The sequence below is a fragment of the Nocardia abscessus genome, from assembly GCF_015477775.1.
Lineage (GTDB): Bacteria > Actinomycetota > Actinomycetes > Mycobacteriales > Mycobacteriaceae > Nocardia > Nocardia abscessus_A.
Genome location: NZ_JADLQO010000001.1, coordinates 171,881 through 188,430 on the forward strand (window position 1 = coordinate 171,881; position 16,550 = coordinate 188,430).

Here is a 16,550-nt window from a genome sequence, read left to right on the forward strand (position 1 = left end):
ACGATAAGAGCACCCCATTGCACGGACATTGCGAATCGCGTCGCCAGATTGCGCAATCGTTACGGTCCGCACCGCGGCGGCGGCGTGGATTTCGAATCGCGGCGAGCCGATCGGATGAGATACGCCCCGCCGCGGGTTACACGACAGGTGAACCCGATCCTCACGCTGCTCGACGCCAAGCTGCACATCGCGGGCTCGGAGATCCTCTGGCGCGAAGTGATCGGCAACGGCTTCGGCTTGGCCTCCGCGATCGGCGGCATGCGGCGGCGTGTCTGGGCGTGGCCGGTCGGCATCGCCGGGAACGCGCTGCTGTTCACCGTGTTTGTCGGCGGCGTGTTCCACACGCCACAGCAGCTCAATATGGCCGGACAGGCCGGTCGGCAGCTGATGTTCGTCGCGGTCAGTGTGTACGGGTGGTGGAGCTGGCATCGCCACTCCGCGCGCGAGACCGGACTCGAGCATCGCGGCGTCGACCCGCGCTGGGCGGGTCCGCGCGAACGCGTCGTCCTCGTGGTGGCGATGCTCGCGGGCACGGCGGTGTTCGCCCAGCTGTTCGCGTGGCTCGGCTCCTACGGTCCGTGGGCCGAGGCGTGGATCTTCACCGGATCGGTGCTGGCCACCTACGGCATGGCCCGGGGGCTGGCCGAGTTCTGGTTGATCTGGATCGCCGTCGACCTCGTGGGCATTCCGCTGCTGGTACGAGCGGGGTACTACCCGTCGGCCGCTTTGTATCTCGTCTACGCGGGCTTCGTGGCCTGGGGCTTCCTCGTGTGGACCCGCAGCATGCGGCCGGAAGCAGGGATCCCGCGGCCGCTGGAACCGGCCGCCGCGGAGTAGCTCCGGCACACGCGGTCCGGCGTGCCTACACCACGTCGACCCGCACGCCCGCGGCTCGGATCTTCTCCACCGCGGCCGGATCGGCTTCGGTGTCGGTGACCAGCACCTGCACCTGCTCGATGCCGCAGATGCGGGCCAGCGCCGTGCGCTCGAGCTTGTCCCCCGTGGCCACCACCAGCACCCGCCCGGAACGCCGCACCATCTCGGTGGTCACCCCGGCCTCGTCGATGTGCCTGCACTGTGCCCCGCCCTCGGCGGAGATCGCGTTCACGCCGAGCACGAGATCGTCGAGCCGCAATTGCGCCAGCGCCCGTTCGGCCAGCGGCCCGTGCAACTCGTAGGACTCCCGCCGCGCTACCCCACCGAGGACGATGGTGCGCATGTGCGGCCGCAACACCATCTCGCCCGCGATGTTCAGCGCGTTGGTGACGATGGTCAGCTGTTCGTCACCGGCGGGTCCGAGGTCGGTGCGCCCGGCCAGCGCCCTGGCCACCGCCGTGGTGGTGGTGCCGCCGTTCATCCCCACCACCGCGTGCGGATCGACCAGCGACGCGGCGTGTTCGGCGATGCGCTGCTTGGCCTCGCCTCCGGACTGCCGGTACCGCGCGGGCAGGTCGTAGGCCACCGCGGTCGCCACCACGCCGCCGTGCGTCCTGGTCGCCAACTGCTGTTCGGCGAGGGCGGTGAAATCGCGGCGCACCGTCGCGGCGGACACGCCGAGCCGCTCGGCGGCCTCCTCCACCGAGAGCCGCCCGGATTCGGCGAGCAGTTCCAGCAACCGGTTCCATCGTTGCGGACGATCCGTCGGTCCGGTCATCTCACACCGCCCGTTCGCCGCACACGGCGGACGTCGTGCGGGAAACCTGCTGTTTCGGCGAGCACGCGAACAATATGAACACACGCACCCGCCGACCGTAGAGATTCCCCACGTCCGATGCCAAGCCGGGCCGGGTCAGGACACATCGGCCTCTGCTGTCGGTCTCGGCAGCAGCCGCGGTGTCCCGTTTCCGCGCCCTGCCTCTTCCTCCGTCCCCAGGTCGAGGCGCGTATGGGACAGACCGGAATTCACGAAATACGCGATTTCCTCGCAGATTTCGTCCAGCCCCACCACCGAATCCGGCGCTGTGCTCTGCACGGTTTCCTGGGCGAGGGAGGTGACCGCGCCGATCACGGCCAGCGCGAAGAGATCGAAACGCCGGGGTTCGGTCTCGCCGCGGCCGACGGCGCGTTCGGCCTCGCTGATCAGCAGCGCCGACAGCAAGCGGCGCTGCTGCCTGCGCCACTCCTCCACCGCGGCGCTCACGCCGACCACCTCGACGTAGCACACTCGGGCGCACCGGGCGTCGGCACACGTGACGCCCAGATACGCGCGGAAACTCGCCACCACGCGCGTGGGCAGAGGCTCGTTCTCGGTGGCCGCCAGCGCCGCGAGCGCGCGCTCGAGGGCACGGGAGGTGATGCGATTGGCCAAGGCGATGAGCAGCGCCTCGCGACTGCCCATGTCCTCGTAGAAGCTGCGTGTGGAGACGTTCGCCACGGTGCAGAGGCGTTCGATGGAGGTGGCCGCGTAACCCTGGGTGCCGAATAGTTCGAGGGCGGCGTCGATCAACCGGGTCTGCCGCTGGGCCACCCGCTGTTCCTTGGACAGCCCGCCGTAGCTGCGACCGTCCTTGGGTCCGTGATCCCGCAGTGTCACCGTTCGATGCTACCGCGCGGCTACCTTCCGGCAGCGCGCCGAACGGCGGTTGCCGGACGATTCGATCGCGCCGGCGCTCCTGCGCTCGGGTCATGGGCGGCAACGGATTCGATCGTGTCCGAGCTATTTCACACTGCCCGCCGTCAGTCCGGCCACCAGACGCTTCTCGATGACAGCGAACAGCAGCACCACCGGAATGATGCCGACGGTGGAGATCGCGAACACGTACTGCCATGCCGTGTCGTACTGGCCGACGAACTTGGTCAGCGCCACCGACAGCGGCTGATTCTCCGGTGTGGTCAGCACGACCAGGCTCGCGGCGAATTCGTTCCAGCACGCCACCACGACGAAGATGGTGGCGGTGACGATGCCGGGCCAGACCAGCGGCAGGCTCACCCGGGTCAGCGTCTGCCAGCGGCCGAGTCCGTCGAGCATGGCGGCCTCCTCGATCTCCACCGGGATCGCGGCGAAGAAACTGTGCAGGATCCACACCGCGAAGGACAGGTTGAACGCGGCGTTCACCAGAATCATCGCCAGCCAGGTGTCGTTGATGCCGAGCACGAAGAACTCCCGGATCAACCCGGTGACCAGCACCGTGGGCTGCAACATCTGGGTCACGAGCACCACGCCGAGAAACGCACCGCGCCCCGGAAAGCGGTGCCGCGCCGTGTAGTACCCCGCCGGAATCGCCACGACCAGCACCAGCGCTGTGGCGCAGACCGCGATGATGATCGTGCTGGCCAGATTGAACGGCAGCGGCGTCTCCGGGGTGTCCCACATCGTCGCGTAGTTGTCCGGATGCCAGGTCTGCGGCAGATACGTCGGCGGAATGCGCAGGATCTCGGCCCTGCTCTTCAGCGAACCGAGCACCATCACGACGAACGGCAGCAGGAACACCACGGCGAGCACCACGCCTACCGCGGTGAGTTCCCAGCGCCGTCGTCCGGCGCGTTCGGACGACGGCGCGGCGGCCGAGGTGCCCTGCTCGAGTACCTCGGGCTGCGCGGTCATCGGTCGACCTCCCTGGTCGGGCGGACCAGCTTCACGTAGATCGCGATGATCACCACGATCAGCCCGAAGTTCAGCACGCTCATCGCGGCGGCCGTGTCGATCTGCTGGTTCTGCCGGATCAGCTTGAACGTGAGCGTCGTGGTGGTGTCCGCCGAGAATCCGGCGATGCTGCCCGTGATCACCTGCAGGATGGGCAGCGAGTTGAACACGTTGATGATGTTGATGATGGTCGCCACCGCGATCGCCGGACGCAGCTGCGGCAAGGTGAGATGGCGGTAGCGCTGCCACGGGCCCGCTCCGTCGACGCGACCCGCCTCATCGATCTCGGCCGGAATGGATTGCAGTCCCGCCAGAATCGTGTAGGTCGTGAACGGCACCGAGACGAACACCGCGACGCCCATCGCCACGAGGAACGCCTGCGTGGGCTGTTTGGTGAAGCCGTAGCCGCGGTCGAGCAGGCCGATGTCCACCAGGAACCGGTTGGCGATGCCCACGTCCGGATCGAGCATGTAGTAGAAGATCGTCGTCGTCATCACCACCGACGCCGCCCACGGCACCAGGATCGCCATCCGCACCGCGGTGCGTCCGGGGAAGTCCTTGTTCAGGAACTGCGCCAGCGCCGCGGACAGCACCAGGGTGAGCAGCACGACGCCGACCACCCAGACCACGGTGTGGGCCAGCACCGAGCCGAGTTCGGAGATCCCGAACAGGGTGCGGTAGTTGGCCAGTCCGGCGCTGCCCCGGTCCTGGCCGTAGGCGCTGAGGTCCCTGGTGCTGGTCCACACCATGTAGCAGGCCGGGAAGGCGACGATGGCCGCGATCAGGACCAGCGAGGGCCCGATCCACGGCAACGCCGCCAGTATTCCTCTGCGCCGCACGTCAATTCGCGGCTTCCTGGATTCGGCGCAATACCTGCGCCGGGTCCGCGCCCTGCCCGATGGTGCCCATCTGCTGGCGGATGGCGCCCTGCGCCGCGGCCCACTTCGGGTTGTTGCTCGGGTAGAACCGCGCCACCGGCAGCGTGGCGGCGAACGCCTTGGTGACCGGGTCTTCGGCGAGCGTCGTCGCCGCGCTGAGGGTGATCGGGATGAAGCCCTCGTGCTTGACGAAGTCGGCGTACACCGCGGCCGAGTAGAAGTAGTCGAGGAACTTCTTGATCGACTCGGCCTTCGTGCCGTCCTTCTTGAACGCCATCAGGTGATCGGCCACGCCGAGGGTGACCGGCGTGCCGGTCTTGGTGGGCGAGGGCGCGGTCGCGTACCGCAGACCGGGGTTCTTCGCGGTGATCTGGCCGATGGTGGGCGGCAGCGCCTCGATCATGCCGATCTTGCCCTGGATGAAGGCGTTGATCACGTCCTTGCGGTCGGTCGCGCCCGGATTCGGTTGGGTCGCACCGGTATCGATGAGCTCACGCATGGCGCGCACCCCCTCCAGGTTCTGCGGGGTGTCCACGGTGATCCGGTCGCCGTCGGCCCAGGAGCCGCCCGCGCCGAAGGTCCAGATGGAGGTTTCGCCCTGCGCCTCCTCGCTGCCCAGCGGCAGGCCGTACCCGGAGACGCCGCCGCCGAGCGCCTGGATCTTCTTCGCCGCGTCGGTCAGCTCGGCCCAGTTCTTCGGCGGCCGGACGATGCCCGCCTTCTCGAACAACTCGGTGTTGTAGAACAGGGTGCGGGTGGAGGCGAACAGCGGCAGCGCGTACTGCGTACCGTTGAGCGCCGCGTTCTGCGCGAAGGCAGGCTGGATGTCGGCCAGCACCGGCGCGGAGACGATCTCGGTGGCCGGGTAGAGCAGGCCGTCACTGGCGAAGCCTGCGTAGGCGTCGATGTTGAGGATGTCCGGGGTGGTCGACTTCGACTGCAGTTTGGTGCGCACCACGTCGTTGATCGAGTTCCACGACTCCATCTGCACATTGACGGTGATTCCCGGATTCTGCTTCTGGAACTCGGCGACGATGCCTTCCCACAGCGCCTTGGTGCCCGTGGCACCGTCGCTGTAGACCGGGGCGAGGAAATTGATCGTGGTATCGGAGTCCGCGGCGTCTTTCGAACCGAACCCGCAGGACGAGACGGCCAGCACGACGCCGGTGACCATCGCGACTCCGGCAAGCACGCGGTGGAATGGTCTTTTCACGAGCGAAACCTTTCAGATTTACCCACCCCGCGCCAGCGCAGGCGCCGATGATGGGAGGACGCACCGTCCGTGCAGCTGAATGTAGCTCGAATCGTGATCATATGTGACCGATTTGATCGTAAATTTGACATGAACGATCACATGGGGTGAAGCTGTTCCGGTGCCAACGCCTGCCGACCACACGCCGGAACCGCATCTGGCCACCGAGGTAGCCACCCAGCCGGACGACTGGACGCACGCCGCGACCGTCGCCGCCGACCACCACGCCGCACTGCCGAGACCGGGCGAGCGAGTAGCCGTGATCGGCTGCGGCACCTCCTATTTCATGGCCAGCGCGATCGCGGCGCTGCGCGAGGGCGCCGGCCTGGGAATCACCGACGCCTGGCCCGCCAGCGCGGTCCGCGATCGCGGATACGACCGCTACCTGGTGATCTGCCGCTCCGGCACGACCACCGAAGTGGTGCGTGCCATGCGGGACATCCCGGCGCGCACGCCGCGCGCGGTGATCTGTTCCAGCCCCGGCACACCCGTCCTCGAACTGGGCGATCCGATCCTCATCGACCAGGTCGACGAGCGATCGGTGGTGCAGACCCGCTTCGCGACGACCACCCTGGCCATCCTGCGCAGTCACCTGGGTGAGGACCTGACGCCGGTGATCGCCCAGGCGCGCGCGGTGCTCGCCGAGGATCCCGCCGAGTCACTGGCCGCGGTTCGCGGCGCCGAGCAGATCAGCTTCGTCGGCATGGGATTCGCGGCGGCCATCGCCGAGGAGGCCGCGCTCAAGCTGCGCGAATCCTGCCAGTCCTGGACCGAGGCGTACCCGGCGACCGAGTACCGCCACGGGCCGATCGCCATCTCGGCGCCCGGCCGCGCGGTCTGGGCCTTCGGCCCCCTGGAGCCGGACTTCGCCGACGACGTCGCCGCAACGGGAGCGCATCTGGAACACCGCGACATCGACCCGATGGCGGACCTGCTCCGGGTGCACCGGCTCTGCCTGCTGCGTTCCGCCGACCTGCGACTCGACCCCGACCACCCACGCGGCCTGAATCGCTCGGTGGTCCTGAAGTCGTGATCGCGGGCGTGCGGTGAATACCGGTCGGGGCTCGCCCGCCACCACACCAAAAGCCACCACCACACCGAACACGGCCGACACCGCCCCCACATCGGGGCCGACCACCCTGGCCAACACGGCTGGCATCGCCGCGACCCCATGGATCGCGGACCGATCCGAGCTCGTAGCTGCCCTGGACACGGCGGAGCCCCAGCCCTGTGGCACGACATCACCGCAGGCCGCGCGTGCACCGGCGCGGGAGTTGCCACGAACTACTGTGCCGAGAATGGGAATCGAACAGCCGCGGACGCCGCCTGGTTCCGGCGGATCCGGACCGCGCGCCGCGGGAACGGACTGCGCGTGCCGCGACGACCGCCCGGCCGCGCACCAGGGGTCGACGGTGCAGTCCGCGGCCGCGCTGGGCACAGCGGCGATCCCGGAGGCGCTGCCGGACGACGCGCTCGTCCTCGGCTTGGATGTCGGCGGAACCACCATCAAAGGCGAGGTCACCGACGCCACGGGCGCGGCGCTGACCGTGGCCGCGGTCGCCACGCCGTACGGCCCGGCCGCGTTCGACGCGATGGGCGAGCTGGGTGAGCGGTTGCTCGCCGAACTGCCGGAATCCGACCGGTGTCGCGTCCGCCGCGCGGCCGTCGTGCTGCCCGGCATCGTCGACACCGCCCGATCGATCGCGGTGTTCAGCAGCAATGTCGGTTGGCGGGACGTGCACGTCGGCGACCGCTTCACCCACCGCTGGGGTCTGCCGACGCTGATCGAACACGACGTCGCCGTGGCCGGTTGGGCGGAGTGGCGGTACGGCGCCGGTCGGGGCTTCGACAATGTGTGCGTCGTCATTCTGGGCACCGGCATTTCGGGGACCCTGTCGGTCGGCGGAAGGTTGGTGCGCAGCAGCTACGGGCAGGTCGGCGAGTACGGGCACGTGCCGGTGCGGCGTGCGGGCGGGTTGCCCTGCCCCTGCGGCAATACCGGGTGCGTCGAGACGGTCGCGTCGGGCGCGGCCATCGCACGGGCCTACACGCGCCGCACCGGCCGCGAGATCGCGGGCGCCGCGGACGTTTTCGCACTGGTATCGGCAGACCCCGACGCGGCGGCCGTGGTCGAGGACGCGGTGGACGCGCTGGCCGACGGACTGGTCGGCATCGTCCACGCGGCCTGCCCGGAACTGGTCGTCCTCGGCGGCGGACTGGCCGGAGCGGGCGCGGCGCTCACCGACCCGCTGCACCGAGCACTGGCCGCCCGCCTCCGCCTGGTCCCTCCACCCCGAGTGGTGCTCGGCCGATTCGGCGCCCGCGCGGGCCTGGCGGGCGCCGCCCTGTTCGCCCGCCGAGGGGCACTGACATGACGCCGCGTGCGAAACCGCCGATCCGACGACACATCGTGCCGCCGTGCGCCATCTTCCACAGTCGCACGGCGCTGATAACCGGCACCGGCTCGATGACGTGCGATCGTCCACACGACGCCCCGCCGACAGCACAGCCGAACCGCGTACCCGCCGACCCGGAGCCGCCCGTCGGGCATCACCTCGTTCGCACCCGAGGAGGACCCGGCATGAACAGCGCGTGTGAAACCTGCGATCCGGGGACGCCTCCCGTCGGCGCGTGTGACGCTCGACGACGTGGTGACGACTCTCGCGACTCGAACCCGGGCGGTGCCATCTCGCACCCGGCGATCCACCGCCGCGGGCCCCTCGCGGCCGCCGCACTCCAGTTCACCGATCGTCGCGCACGGTGGGCGCGTCCTGCGAGCTCGCAGCCGAACCCCGTACTTGCCGACCGGTCCCGCACGGCGGGCACCCAATCTCGGGCCGGGAGGCACTGACATGACAGCAGACACCGAGCTGATGATCCGGGGCCGCATCGTCTCCGCGAGCGTCGCGTTGGACGACGGCGTGGTGATGGTCTCCGGGGACCGGATCGAGGCGGTTCGGTCGTTCCCGCAATGGCGCGCGGTGCATCCCGATTTACCTGAGCCGCCATTTTCTGGAACCGTGCTGCCGGGGCTTGTGGACATTCACAATCACGGCGGGTTCGGCTATCGGTTCGACAGCGTGCACGGCGCACAGGCCCGGAAGGCGGCGCAATCGCATCATGCGCACGGCTCGACCACGGTGGTGGCGAGCGTGGTCACCGGTCCCCCCGCGGAGATGGTGGCGCAGACGGCTGCCCTGCGCGAACTCGCCGAGGAAGGCGTGCTCGGCGGCATCCATGTCGAGGGGCCGTTCCTGTCGCAGGCGCGATGCGGGGCGCAGGACCCACGATTTCTGCGCGACCCCGATCTCGGGCTGACCGACGAGCTGCTGGCCGCGGGAGGCGCGCACCTGCGCGCGATGACGCTCGCGCCGGAGCGCCCCGGTTACGCGGCGGTCGCGCGGCGGCTGGTCGACAACGGGGTGGTGGTCGCGCTCGGCCACAGCGACACCGACTACGCCTCCTTCCGGAACGCCCTGCTACCTCGGGGATCGGGCAGCCTGGTGACGCACTTGGCGAACGGCATGCCGCCGCTGCACCATCGGCGCCCTGGCCCGGTCGCCGCGGCGCTGGTGGCCGCCGCTGCCGGGGACGCGATCGTGGAGCTGATCGGCGACGGCGTGCACGTGGATCCGGGCTTCGCCGCGCTGGTGTTCGCGACCGCGCCGGGCCGAGTCGCGCTGGTCACCGATGCCATGCAGGCGGCGGGGCTCGGCGACGGCGAATACCAGCTGGGCCCGCAGCCGGTGACGGTCCGCGACGGGGTGGCGCGGATCGCCGACGGGTCGATCGCGGGCGGCGTCAGCACCCTGCTGGAGTGCCTCGCGCGCGCGGTGCGCGTATCCGGTGTCCCGTTACGGGACGCGGTGCTCGCCGCCACCTCGGTTCCGTCCGCCGCGCTCGGGCTCACCGGCGTCGGTGACCTGCGGCCCGGTCATTTCGCCGACATATTGACAGTCAGTGACAATCTCCACTTGCGCGGGGTGCTCAGACGTGGACAGTGGTTGAGGTGATCCTCACCGTGACAATGAATCCCGCGTACGACATGACCTATCGCGTCGAACGCTTCGAACGCGGGCAGGCCCACCGTGTCCGGTCGGTGGAGCAGCGCATCGGCGGCAAGGGCATCAACGTGACCCGGGTGCTGAATCAGCTCGGCAAATACGCGAGGGCCACCGGATTCTCCGACCACGCCTTCGCAGCCGCCGCCGAACTGGAGATGCCGGTCGACTTCGTGCACGCACTGCCCTGGGTGCGCCGCACGGTGGTGATCAGCGAATCCGAGGACGGCACGGCCACCGCACTGTGGGAGCCGGGCGCCCGCGTCTCCAATCCACACGCGGCCGAGCAGTTGGCGGTGCGGGTGGCGGGGCTGCTGCCCGATATCGCCGGTCTGGTCATCTCCGGTTCGCTACCCGGCGGCATCGAACCCTCGCTGCCCGCCGAGATCGCGCGCACCGCCATCGCGGCCGATGTGCCGACCATCTGCGACATCGACGGCGAGGCGCTGCGGTTGGCAGCCCAGGTGCCGGGCATCGTGCTCATGCCGAACGAGGCCGAATTGCAGTGCCTCACCGGCGCGGAGCCCGAGACCGCCGACGAGATCGTCGCCGCCGCGAATGCGGTCGTCGAGAACGGGGCGCGCGCCGTGATCGCGACACGTGGTCACGAGGGAATCACCGCGGTGACCGCCGAGGGCGCGTGGTCGGCGGCGCTGCCCGAACCGCTCGCCGGGAATCCCACCGGCGCGGGCGATGCCGCGGTGGCGGCGGTGATCGCCGCCCTCTCGTCCGATCCGCGCGCGGATTGGCCCGCCCTGCTCGCCGACGCGGTCGCCACGTCCGCGGCGGCCGTGGTCGTCCCGGTGGCCGGTGAGATCGACCGCTGTCTGCGCACCCGCCTCACCCCGACGGTCCGGGTTCGAGAACTGGATTTACCTACACCGCAGAAGGCTTCCCCATGACTGTCGCCCACCACACCGAGCCGGTCGGCCGCCGTTGCGGTCCACCATGCAGCCCGATAACACAGCGCGCGACCGGGCGGGATGCCCGGATGTCACGGCCGGGCCGCGGGTTCCAGCCGCCCTGGTCCCGAGCATCGCCCGGATGGCGAACCCGGCACAACGTCGACATTCCGACGGCCACCGTCGCCCCAGGTGGCGAGCCGCTCATGGCAGGCGAGTCCGCACAGGTGCCGCTGCGGTTCCGTTCGACGGCGCGCAGCACCGGCCGGGTGAGCGCGAAGACCGAAGCGCTTTCCCACCCGCTCGACCGAGTTCCGCCCGACGCCGCCGGTGCCGGAAAACCCCTGTACAACAGACACATCGCGGTCTCGCGAAAGCAGTCACTATGCCGCTGACCTCGATTCCGGAGCTGATAGCCGCGGCCCGCCCGGGCGGACTCGGCGCGTTCAACGTGATAACCCTCGAGCACGCCGAGGCGATCGTGGCGGCCGCGGAATCAGCGAACCGGCCGGTGGTGCTGCAACTGTCGGAGAACACCGCGATCTATCACCGGGGCATCGCCCCTCTCGCCCTCGCCTGCCTGCGCATCGCCGCCGACAGCCGTGCCGCCGTCGCGGTCCATCTCGACCATGCCACCAGCGCCGGATTGATCCACACCGCAGTCGATCTCGGTATCGAGTCGGTCATGTACGACGGCTCCGCGCTCGATTACCCCGACAACCTCGACAGCACCGCCGCGATCACCGCTTGGTGCCACGAACGCGGCGTGCACATCGAGGCGGAACTCGGTGAGGTGGGCGGCAAGAACGGCGCGCACGCACCCGGCGCGCGCACCGATCCCGACGAGGCGGTCGAGTTCGTGCACGCCACCGGCGTCGACGCCCTCGCGGTGGCGGTCGGCTCCTCGCACGCCATGCACACCCGCACCGCCGAACTCGACAACGATCTGATCGCCCACTTGGCCGCGAAAGTCCCTGTCCCCCTCGTGCTGCACGGCTCCTCCGGCGTCCCCGATCAAGGCCTGCGCGCCGCCGTCGAGCACGGCATGACGAAGATCAACATCGCCACCCGCCTCAACATCCGGATGACAACCGCCATCCGCGCGTGCCTCACGAACGACTCCCGCCTTTCCGATCCCCGCAAGTACCTCATCCCCGCCCGCGTCGCCATCCAATCGGAAGTCGAACACTTCCTCCACCTCCTCACCTGACAAGCCGCACGCAGCCGCTGACCTACGCGGTTCGCCGCGGCCATGTGCCACTCGTGGAAGAGTTACCGGCCGGCGGCGCGTGCGAGGGTTTGCGCGCCGCCGGCCTGTGGTGGGCAGGGCAGTTGCCCACCGGTTGGGCTGTCGATGGATCGCTTCGCACCGACGGGGACACTCTTGCGAATGAAGCTGGGTGCCAGGTGTTGTGAAGCTGAGAGTCGGCTGGGAGACGCGCGCTCGCGCGTGGTTGCCGCTCGGTCAGGCGGGTTCGGAGGCGCGGATCGCGGCGGTGAACGCTGCCCACTGGGTGGGCGTGAACGCCAGGGTGGGTGATGCGTTGGGCGGACCCTGGAACTTGCTGTCTCGGACCAGCACTCGGCCGCCGTCGAAGCACACCTCTACGCACGCCTGACTGTCGCTGGAGTAGGACGACTTGAACCAGCCCGGCACAGGGAAATTCGAGCTATCCACAATCTCGAGTTTACAAGCCGCCCGTCTTGGCCTCGATCAAGGCGAGCGAATCGGTCCTGGACATGGCTTGCTCGGCAAGCGCGCTGTCGAACATCGTGTTGAGATGCCGCACCGGCTCGGCATCCTCGATCAGCCCGAGCTGGACGAGAGTCTCACTCCACGCGACGTCCGGCAGCAGTGCGCTCCCGAAGCCGAGCACGTGAAAGGTCGCCCCGCCGAGTAGAACTCCACCCGGAGCATCGAACGGGATGACCCTGATGTCCACGGTTTCCGGGTAGCGCTCGATCAGTGCTGTGAGATGGCGAAGTTGCCCCCGGAGCACCTCGACGCCACCGGTGCGCTGTGTAATCGCCGCTTCGCCGATCACGGCGACGAGGCGCAGCGGATCGGGCTCGGTCAATCTTTCCTGGCGGCGCATGCGGACCTCGACCCACCGGTCGATCTCGACCCTACGAACCCGGGCCAGGTCATTGGTGAAGACTGCGCGTGCGTACTCGCGCGTTTGCAACAACCCAGGAATCAGGACGCTTTCGTAGGTGCGGATGCGCTCGGCTCCGTGCTCCAATCCGTAGAGGCGTATCACTTCCTCCGACAGCAACCCCGCGTACTCCGACCACCAGCCGCGCCGCTTCGCGATCTCGCGCAGGCGCAGCATCTCCGCACGCTCGTCCGGGTCGAATTCGAGCAGGCTCATCAGTTTTCGCAGCTTGTCCTCGGCCAGGATTCGTTCCTTCTCCACCTTCGACCAGTACGACAGCGTGAAGCCGAGTTCCTTGGCGATGACCGACGCGGAGACGTCGAACTCGGTGCGGCGGCGCTTGATTCGGAGCATGAGCTCCCAGCGCGCGACCGTGGGCGAGAGTGGTGCCATCGTCCGATGAATCCTTCCGGCTCCGGCTGTTCGTGCAGATGACCGTACCTGCATCCACGGCGGGCCGAGTTTGTCAAATTGACTGGTCAACTTGACTTATCCAGCGTCCGGCACCTACGCTGCGTGTGCTGTGCATCACAGGCGGGGGCTATGCACTGCCCCCGCTCGGCGGGGATGGAGGGGGTTCTGATGTCCGTGCATGTCGTCGACCGGAATTGGATCGTGAGCGATCGGACGCCGCATCAGGCGCGGCGGGTCAGCGACGACGCGTGGGTGGTGTCCTATCTACGCGGCCGGATGGTCACCACGGAGCAGGCGACGGCGGCGATCCAAGCGGCGGAGATGGTTTCGCTGACGGAGGAGCTGGTGCGCCGGTTCGGGCTCACGGCGCTGGAGGCGGTCGGCCTCGTCGTCCTCGAATCGCCGTGGGACACCGGGCCGATACCCGATCGGCACCGATTGCCGCGCCCGGGCGGGCGGCATCGTCGATGATCTTCGCGTCCCGCGTGACGCCCGGTACGACCATTCGATCCAGGGGGTTATCGCAGTGGAACCACTGCCGACCAAAGAGTTCGTCCTGCACGCGTGCCGTAGCGTGCCGAGCCGCGACCACCCGATACTGGCGTCCGCCCACCTACTCGCGGGATTACACAAGCGCCGCCTGCGCTGTGAACTGGACGGGGCCGACGACATCGACCGGCAACGCGCCCGGCTCGTCCTCGCCATCGACCGCTGGGTCGCCACCGAGGCCCCACTGCCGCACGGCGGCGCGCACATGCACACCGAAACCGTGGGCATGGTGGTCGACCGGCTCGCCCAGTTCTCCGCCTGCGCGTACGAAATCCTCTCCGGCGCACCGGAATGGGCGGTGCACAACGCCTGGGAACGCCTCGCCGAACTGGCGCTCGGCTACGAGGATCTCGCGTACGAGGTTGCGGCGGGCCTGCGCCGCCTGCCCTACCTCAGCGGCCCACGCGAACACCCGTGACCCGGTCCTCACCCCGGCCTGGCCGACCATCGCCCTCGATCCGCGCGAACAGCCCCGGCTCGGGCGCGACCGACGAAGACGTCGACCGCGGCGAGGAACCGTGCTCACGCCTCATCCGGGTCCGGCCAGGCGTTGGCCTCGACGCGGGCGCGCACCCGGGCCACGTCGGCTTCGGAGGGCAGGTTGTTGGTGATCTTGGTGATCATCACCTGGATGTCGGTCGCATCGATGTCCGCCTTGGCGGAGCCGGTGAGCGCGGCGGCGATCCGGGCCACCTCCTCGTCGGAGAGACGGCGGCGCAGCAGCGCGAGCAGCGGGATGTAGTCGGATTCCGGGACGCCGTCCGGGTATCCCACCCGCAGCCAGCCGATGATCGCGTTCAGAAAGGGAGGCATCGGCGGCGGCTCGGTCAGTCGGAATCGGCGGGCGGATCGGCCAGCGGCCAGCCGCCAGCCGCCAGATGGGAGGCGACGCGGGCGACGTCCCGCTCGTCCGGCTGCTCCAGGGCGAACCGAGCGATGGCCTGCTCGATCTCGGCGTGGCTGATCTGGCTGTCCGGATTCGACGCGACCAATTCCTCCGCGATGGCGACCACTTCGTAATCGGTGAGATGCCGGTGCAGAACCGCGAACAGGGCGACGTAATCCGACTGCGGCACACCTTGCGGGTAACCCGCGCGCAGCCAGCCCACCACCTTGCCGAGCAGCTTCGGCCGGGTCGGGGCGGGTTTCACTGGATCGGTCACGCTGGCACTCCTCAGGCCTGTCCGAACAGATGGATGCCGAATCTGGCGGCGAGGAACGCCTTCGCCGTGTACAGGATTCCGCTGACGATGGCCGCCACGACCAGCACGAAGCACGTCAGCGCGATCGCGAGCGCGGGGTAGTTGCGCCGCACCGTGCCCGTACTCGCGTCGGTCGTCACGGTCATCGACCAGAACCGCACTCCGATCGCGAAGATCATCGGCAGCCCCGCTCCGAGTATCAGCCCGGCCACGGTGACTTTCCACAGCGCGTTCAGATTCGTGACGAGTGTGTGCACGGGTGATCCTCCTACACCTGGGCCGAGTGGTTCGAGTCCGCCGACGTGGCCCGGTCGCCCGGGGCGGGCGGATCGGTCCCGTCGCCCGGCCATTCGTTGACATTGCCCGTGTGCACCGGATCGCGCCGCGACCGCAGGTACATCAGTGCCGAGAGTCCGAGCAGAATGCCGAAGACCACGAGCACCCCGGCCAGCCCGCCGATCAGGTGGGCGATCGCCCAGCAGATCGCCCCGGCCACCGCGGCCAGCGGCAACGTGAGCAGCCACGCGACCACCATCCGCCCCATCACGCCCCAGCGCACCTCGGCGCCCTTGCCGATGCCCGTGCCGAGGATCGCGCCGGTCGCGGTCTGGGTGGTGGACAGCGGCAACCCGAAATGGGCCGAGGTCAGAATGATCGCGGCCGAGGCGGATTCCGCCGCCAGCCCCTGCGGCGAGTCGATCTCGACCAGGCCCTTGCCCAGCGTCCGGATGATCCGCCAGCCGCCGAGGTAGGTGCCCGCCGCGATGGCGACGGCGCACGCGGCCATCACCCACAGCGGCAGCTCGTCGTCCTTGGTGAGCGTGCCGTGCGCCACGAGCGCGAGGAAGATCACGCCCATCGTCTTCTGCGCGTCGTTCGTGCCGTGCGCCAGCGAGACCAGCGAGGCGGAGCCGATCTGACCCCAGCGGAAGCCCTCGGTGACCTTGTCCTCTTCGGCGGCGCGGGTGATCCGGTACACCAGCCAGGTGCCGATCGCCGAGACCAGTGCGGCGACGACGGGCGCGAGCACGGCGGGAAGAACGATTTTGGTGAGCACGCCGTCCGACCCGGAGGCCCAGATCACGCCACTCCAGCCGAGCGCGGCCAGCGTCGCACCGATCAGGCCGCCGAACAGCGCGTGCGAGGAACTCGACGGCAGCCCCAACAGCCAGGTGAGCAGGTTCCACAGGATCCCGCCGACCAAACCGGCGAACACGATCACGAGCAGGTCGTGGCCTCCGACGGCGTCGAGCCGCACGATCCCTTTCGCCACGGTGGCCGCCACGGCGACCGACAGGAACGCGCCGACGAGGTTCAGCACCGCCGAGAGCGCGACCGCCACGCGCGGCCGGAGCGCTCCGGTGGCGATCGAGGTCGCCATCGCGTTGGCTGTGTCGTGGAAGCCGTTCGTGAAATCGAATGCGAGCGCCGTGACGATGACGATCAGGAGAACCAGTAATTCGACGGTCACGCCTCCAGTGTGCTGTACCCTCGATCGCCACAGCCAGGCCGGTGAGCGAAGTTCCGTCGACCGGCATGGACTAGTGTGGTTC

At 69.1% G+C, this 16,550-nt stretch carries 19 protein-coding genes; 8 read left to right on the forward strand and 11 right to left on the reverse strand.

All coding sequences use genetic code 11. From position 1 onward, the window contains the following. The first annotated feature begins 147 nt into the window (after positions 1 to 147). Positions 148 to 837, forward strand: a complete 690-nt coding sequence (gene pnuC, locus IU450_RS00915) for a nicotinamide riboside transporter PnuC (protein WP_195147879.1) — start codon at positions 148 to 150, stop codon at positions 835 to 837. A gap of 25 nt (positions 838 to 862) precedes the next feature. On the opposite strand, the gene IU450_RS00920 is transcribed toward pnuC, so the two are convergent. From IU450_RS00920 to IU450_RS00940, 5 genes are all read right to left on the reverse strand, one after another. Further along, positions 863 to 1,654, reverse strand: a complete 792-nt coding sequence (locus IU450_RS00920; protein ID WP_195147880.1) for a DeoR/GlpR family DNA-binding transcription regulator — start codon at positions 1,652 to 1,654, stop codon at positions 863 to 865. Between the two features lie 135 nt (positions 1,655 to 1,789). Beyond that, complete coding sequence (locus tag IU450_RS00925; protein WP_195147881.1) at positions 1,790 to 2,533, reverse strand: TetR/AcrR family transcriptional regulator; 744 nt, start codon at positions 2,531 to 2,533, stop codon at positions 1,790 to 1,792. Between the two features lie 123 nt (positions 2,534 to 2,656). After that, positions 2,657 to 3,544 carry a carbohydrate ABC transporter permease gene (locus IU450_RS00930; RefSeq protein ID WP_195147882.1) on the reverse strand — a complete coding sequence of 296 codons (888 nt, stop codon included), beginning with the start codon at positions 3,542 to 3,544 and terminating at the stop codon, positions 2,657 to 2,659. Next, complete coding sequence (locus IU450_RS00935) at positions 3,541 to 4,395, reverse strand: carbohydrate ABC transporter permease (RefSeq protein WP_228833890.1); 855 nt, start codon at positions 4,393 to 4,395, stop codon at positions 3,541 to 3,543. Before IU450_RS00935 ends, IU450_RS00930 begins: the two co-directional genes overlap by 4 nt. Before the next feature lie 28 nt (positions 4,396 to 4,423). Then, on the reverse strand, positions 4,424 to 5,674 hold the full coding sequence (locus IU450_RS00940) for an extracellular solute-binding protein (protein WP_324197485.1): 1,251 nt from the start codon (positions 5,672 to 5,674) through the stop codon (positions 4,424 to 4,426). A 160-nt stretch (positions 5,675 to 5,834) separates the two neighbouring features. On the opposite strand from IU450_RS00940, the gene IU450_RS00945 reads away from it, so the two are divergent. From IU450_RS00945 to IU450_RS00965, 5 genes are all read left to right on the forward strand, one after another. Continuing rightward, the gene (locus tag IU450_RS00945; protein WP_195147884.1) at positions 5,835 to 6,746 is read left to right on the forward strand and encodes an SIS domain-containing protein; all 912 of its coding nucleotides are present in this window, start codon (positions 5,835 to 5,837) and stop codon (positions 6,744 to 6,746) included. A 265-nt stretch (positions 6,747 to 7,011) separates the two neighbouring features. Beyond that, positions 7,012 to 8,088: an ROK family protein gene (locus tag IU450_RS00950; RefSeq protein WP_195147885.1), complete on the forward strand. Its 1,077-nt coding sequence runs from the start codon at positions 7,012 to 7,014 to the stop codon at positions 8,086 to 8,088. Positions 8,089 to 8,565: 477 nt separating this feature from the next. Further along, complete coding sequence (locus tag IU450_RS00955; RefSeq protein ID WP_195147886.1) at positions 8,566 to 9,726, forward strand: N-acetylglucosamine-6-phosphate deacetylase; 1,161 nt, start codon at positions 8,566 to 8,568, stop codon at positions 9,724 to 9,726. 8 nt (positions 9,727 to 9,734) lie between these two features. Continuing rightward, the gene (locus IU450_RS00960; RefSeq protein WP_324197486.1) at positions 9,735 to 10,676 is read left to right on the forward strand and encodes a hexose kinase; all 942 of its coding nucleotides are present in this window, start codon (positions 9,735 to 9,737) and stop codon (positions 10,674 to 10,676) included. A gap of 385 nt (positions 10,677 to 11,061) precedes the next feature. Continuing rightward, a complete protein-coding gene (locus tag IU450_RS00965; protein WP_195147887.1) occupies positions 11,062 to 11,886 on the forward strand; it encodes a class II fructose-bisphosphate aldolase in 825 nt (274 codons plus the stop codon). A 255-nt stretch (positions 11,887 to 12,141) separates the two neighbouring features. Here the strand turns inward: IU450_RS00965 and IU450_RS00970 are convergent, their stop codons facing one another. Together IU450_RS00970 and IU450_RS00975 are read right to left on the reverse strand one after the other, a co-directional pair. Further along, entirely contained in the window at positions 12,142 to 12,354 is a 213-nt protein-coding gene (locus tag IU450_RS00970) for a DUF397 domain-containing protein (protein WP_324197487.1), read from the reverse strand. Positions 12,355 to 12,364: 10 nt separating this feature from the next. Further along, positions 12,365 to 13,225 carry a helix-turn-helix domain-containing protein gene (locus IU450_RS00975; RefSeq protein WP_195147888.1) on the reverse strand — a complete coding sequence of 287 codons (861 nt, stop codon included), beginning with the start codon at positions 13,223 to 13,225 and terminating at the stop codon, positions 12,365 to 12,367. Between the two features lie 189 nt (positions 13,226 to 13,414). Between IU450_RS00975 and IU450_RS00980 the strand changes: the two genes are divergently transcribed. Then, positions 13,415 to 13,717, forward strand: coding sequence for a hypothetical protein (locus IU450_RS00980; RefSeq protein WP_195147889.1), 303 nt, complete (start codon positions 13,415 to 13,417; stop codon positions 13,715 to 13,717). 55 nt (positions 13,718 to 13,772) lie between these two features. Continuing rightward, positions 13,773 to 14,213, forward strand: a complete 441-nt coding sequence (locus IU450_RS00985; protein WP_195147890.1) for a DUF4254 domain-containing protein — start codon at positions 13,773 to 13,775, stop codon at positions 14,211 to 14,213. A 104-nt stretch (positions 14,214 to 14,317) separates the two neighbouring features. Here IU450_RS00985 and IU450_RS00990 read toward each other — a convergent pair whose 3' ends face one another. Genes IU450_RS00990 through IU450_RS01005 form a run of 4 tightly spaced genes read right to left on the reverse strand, consistent with a single transcriptional unit; the run spans position 14,318 to position 16,468 of the window. Further along, positions 14,318 to 14,608, reverse strand: a complete 291-nt coding sequence (locus IU450_RS00990; protein ID WP_195147891.1) for a DUF3349 domain-containing protein — start codon at positions 14,606 to 14,608, stop codon at positions 14,318 to 14,320. A gap of 14 nt (positions 14,609 to 14,622) precedes the next feature. After that, a complete protein-coding gene (locus tag IU450_RS00995; RefSeq protein ID WP_195147892.1) occupies positions 14,623 to 14,958 on the reverse strand; it encodes a DUF3349 domain-containing protein in 336 nt (111 codons plus the stop codon). Between the two features lie 11 nt (positions 14,959 to 14,969). Beyond that, a complete protein-coding gene (locus IU450_RS01000) occupies positions 14,970 to 15,254 on the reverse strand; it encodes a hypothetical protein (RefSeq protein ID WP_195147893.1) in 285 nt (94 codons plus the stop codon). 11 nt (positions 15,255 to 15,265) lie between these two features. Continuing rightward, positions 15,266 to 16,468, reverse strand: coding sequence for an inorganic phosphate transporter (locus tag IU450_RS01005; protein ID WP_195147894.1), 1,203 nt, complete (start codon positions 16,466 to 16,468; stop codon positions 15,266 to 15,268). Positions 16,469 to 16,550 lie beyond the last annotated feature (82 nt).

Coding starts and splice junctions, on each gene's coding strand:
- IU450_RS00920 (WP_195147880.1), bottom strand. CDS start 1,654: ATGACCGGACCGACGGATCGTCCGCAACGATGGAACCGGTTGCTGGAA.
- IU450_RS00930 (WP_195147882.1), bottom strand. CDS start 3,544: ATGACCGCGCAGCCCGAGGTACTCGAGCAGGGCACCTCGGCCGCCGCG.
- IU450_RS00950 (WP_195147885.1), top strand. CDS start 7,012: ATGGGAATCGAACAGCCGCGGACGCCGCCTGGTTCCGGCGGATCCGGA.
- IU450_RS00955 (WP_195147886.1), top strand. CDS start 8,566: ATGACAGCAGACACCGAGCTGATGATCCGGGGCCGCATCGTCTCCGCG.
- IU450_RS00965 (WP_195147887.1), top strand. CDS start 11,062: ATGCCGCTGACCTCGATTCCGGAGCTGATAGCCGCGGCCCGCCCGGGC.
- IU450_RS00975 (WP_195147888.1), bottom strand. CDS start 13,225: ATGGCACCACTCTCGCCCACGGTCGCGCGCTGGGAGCTCATGCTCCGA.
- IU450_RS00980 (WP_195147889.1), top strand. CDS start 13,415: ATGTCCGTGCATGTCGTCGACCGGAATTGGATCGTGAGCGATCGGACG.
- IU450_RS00990 (WP_195147891.1), bottom strand. CDS start 14,608: ATGCCTCCCTTTCTGAACGCGATCATCGGCTGGCTGCGGGTGGGATAC.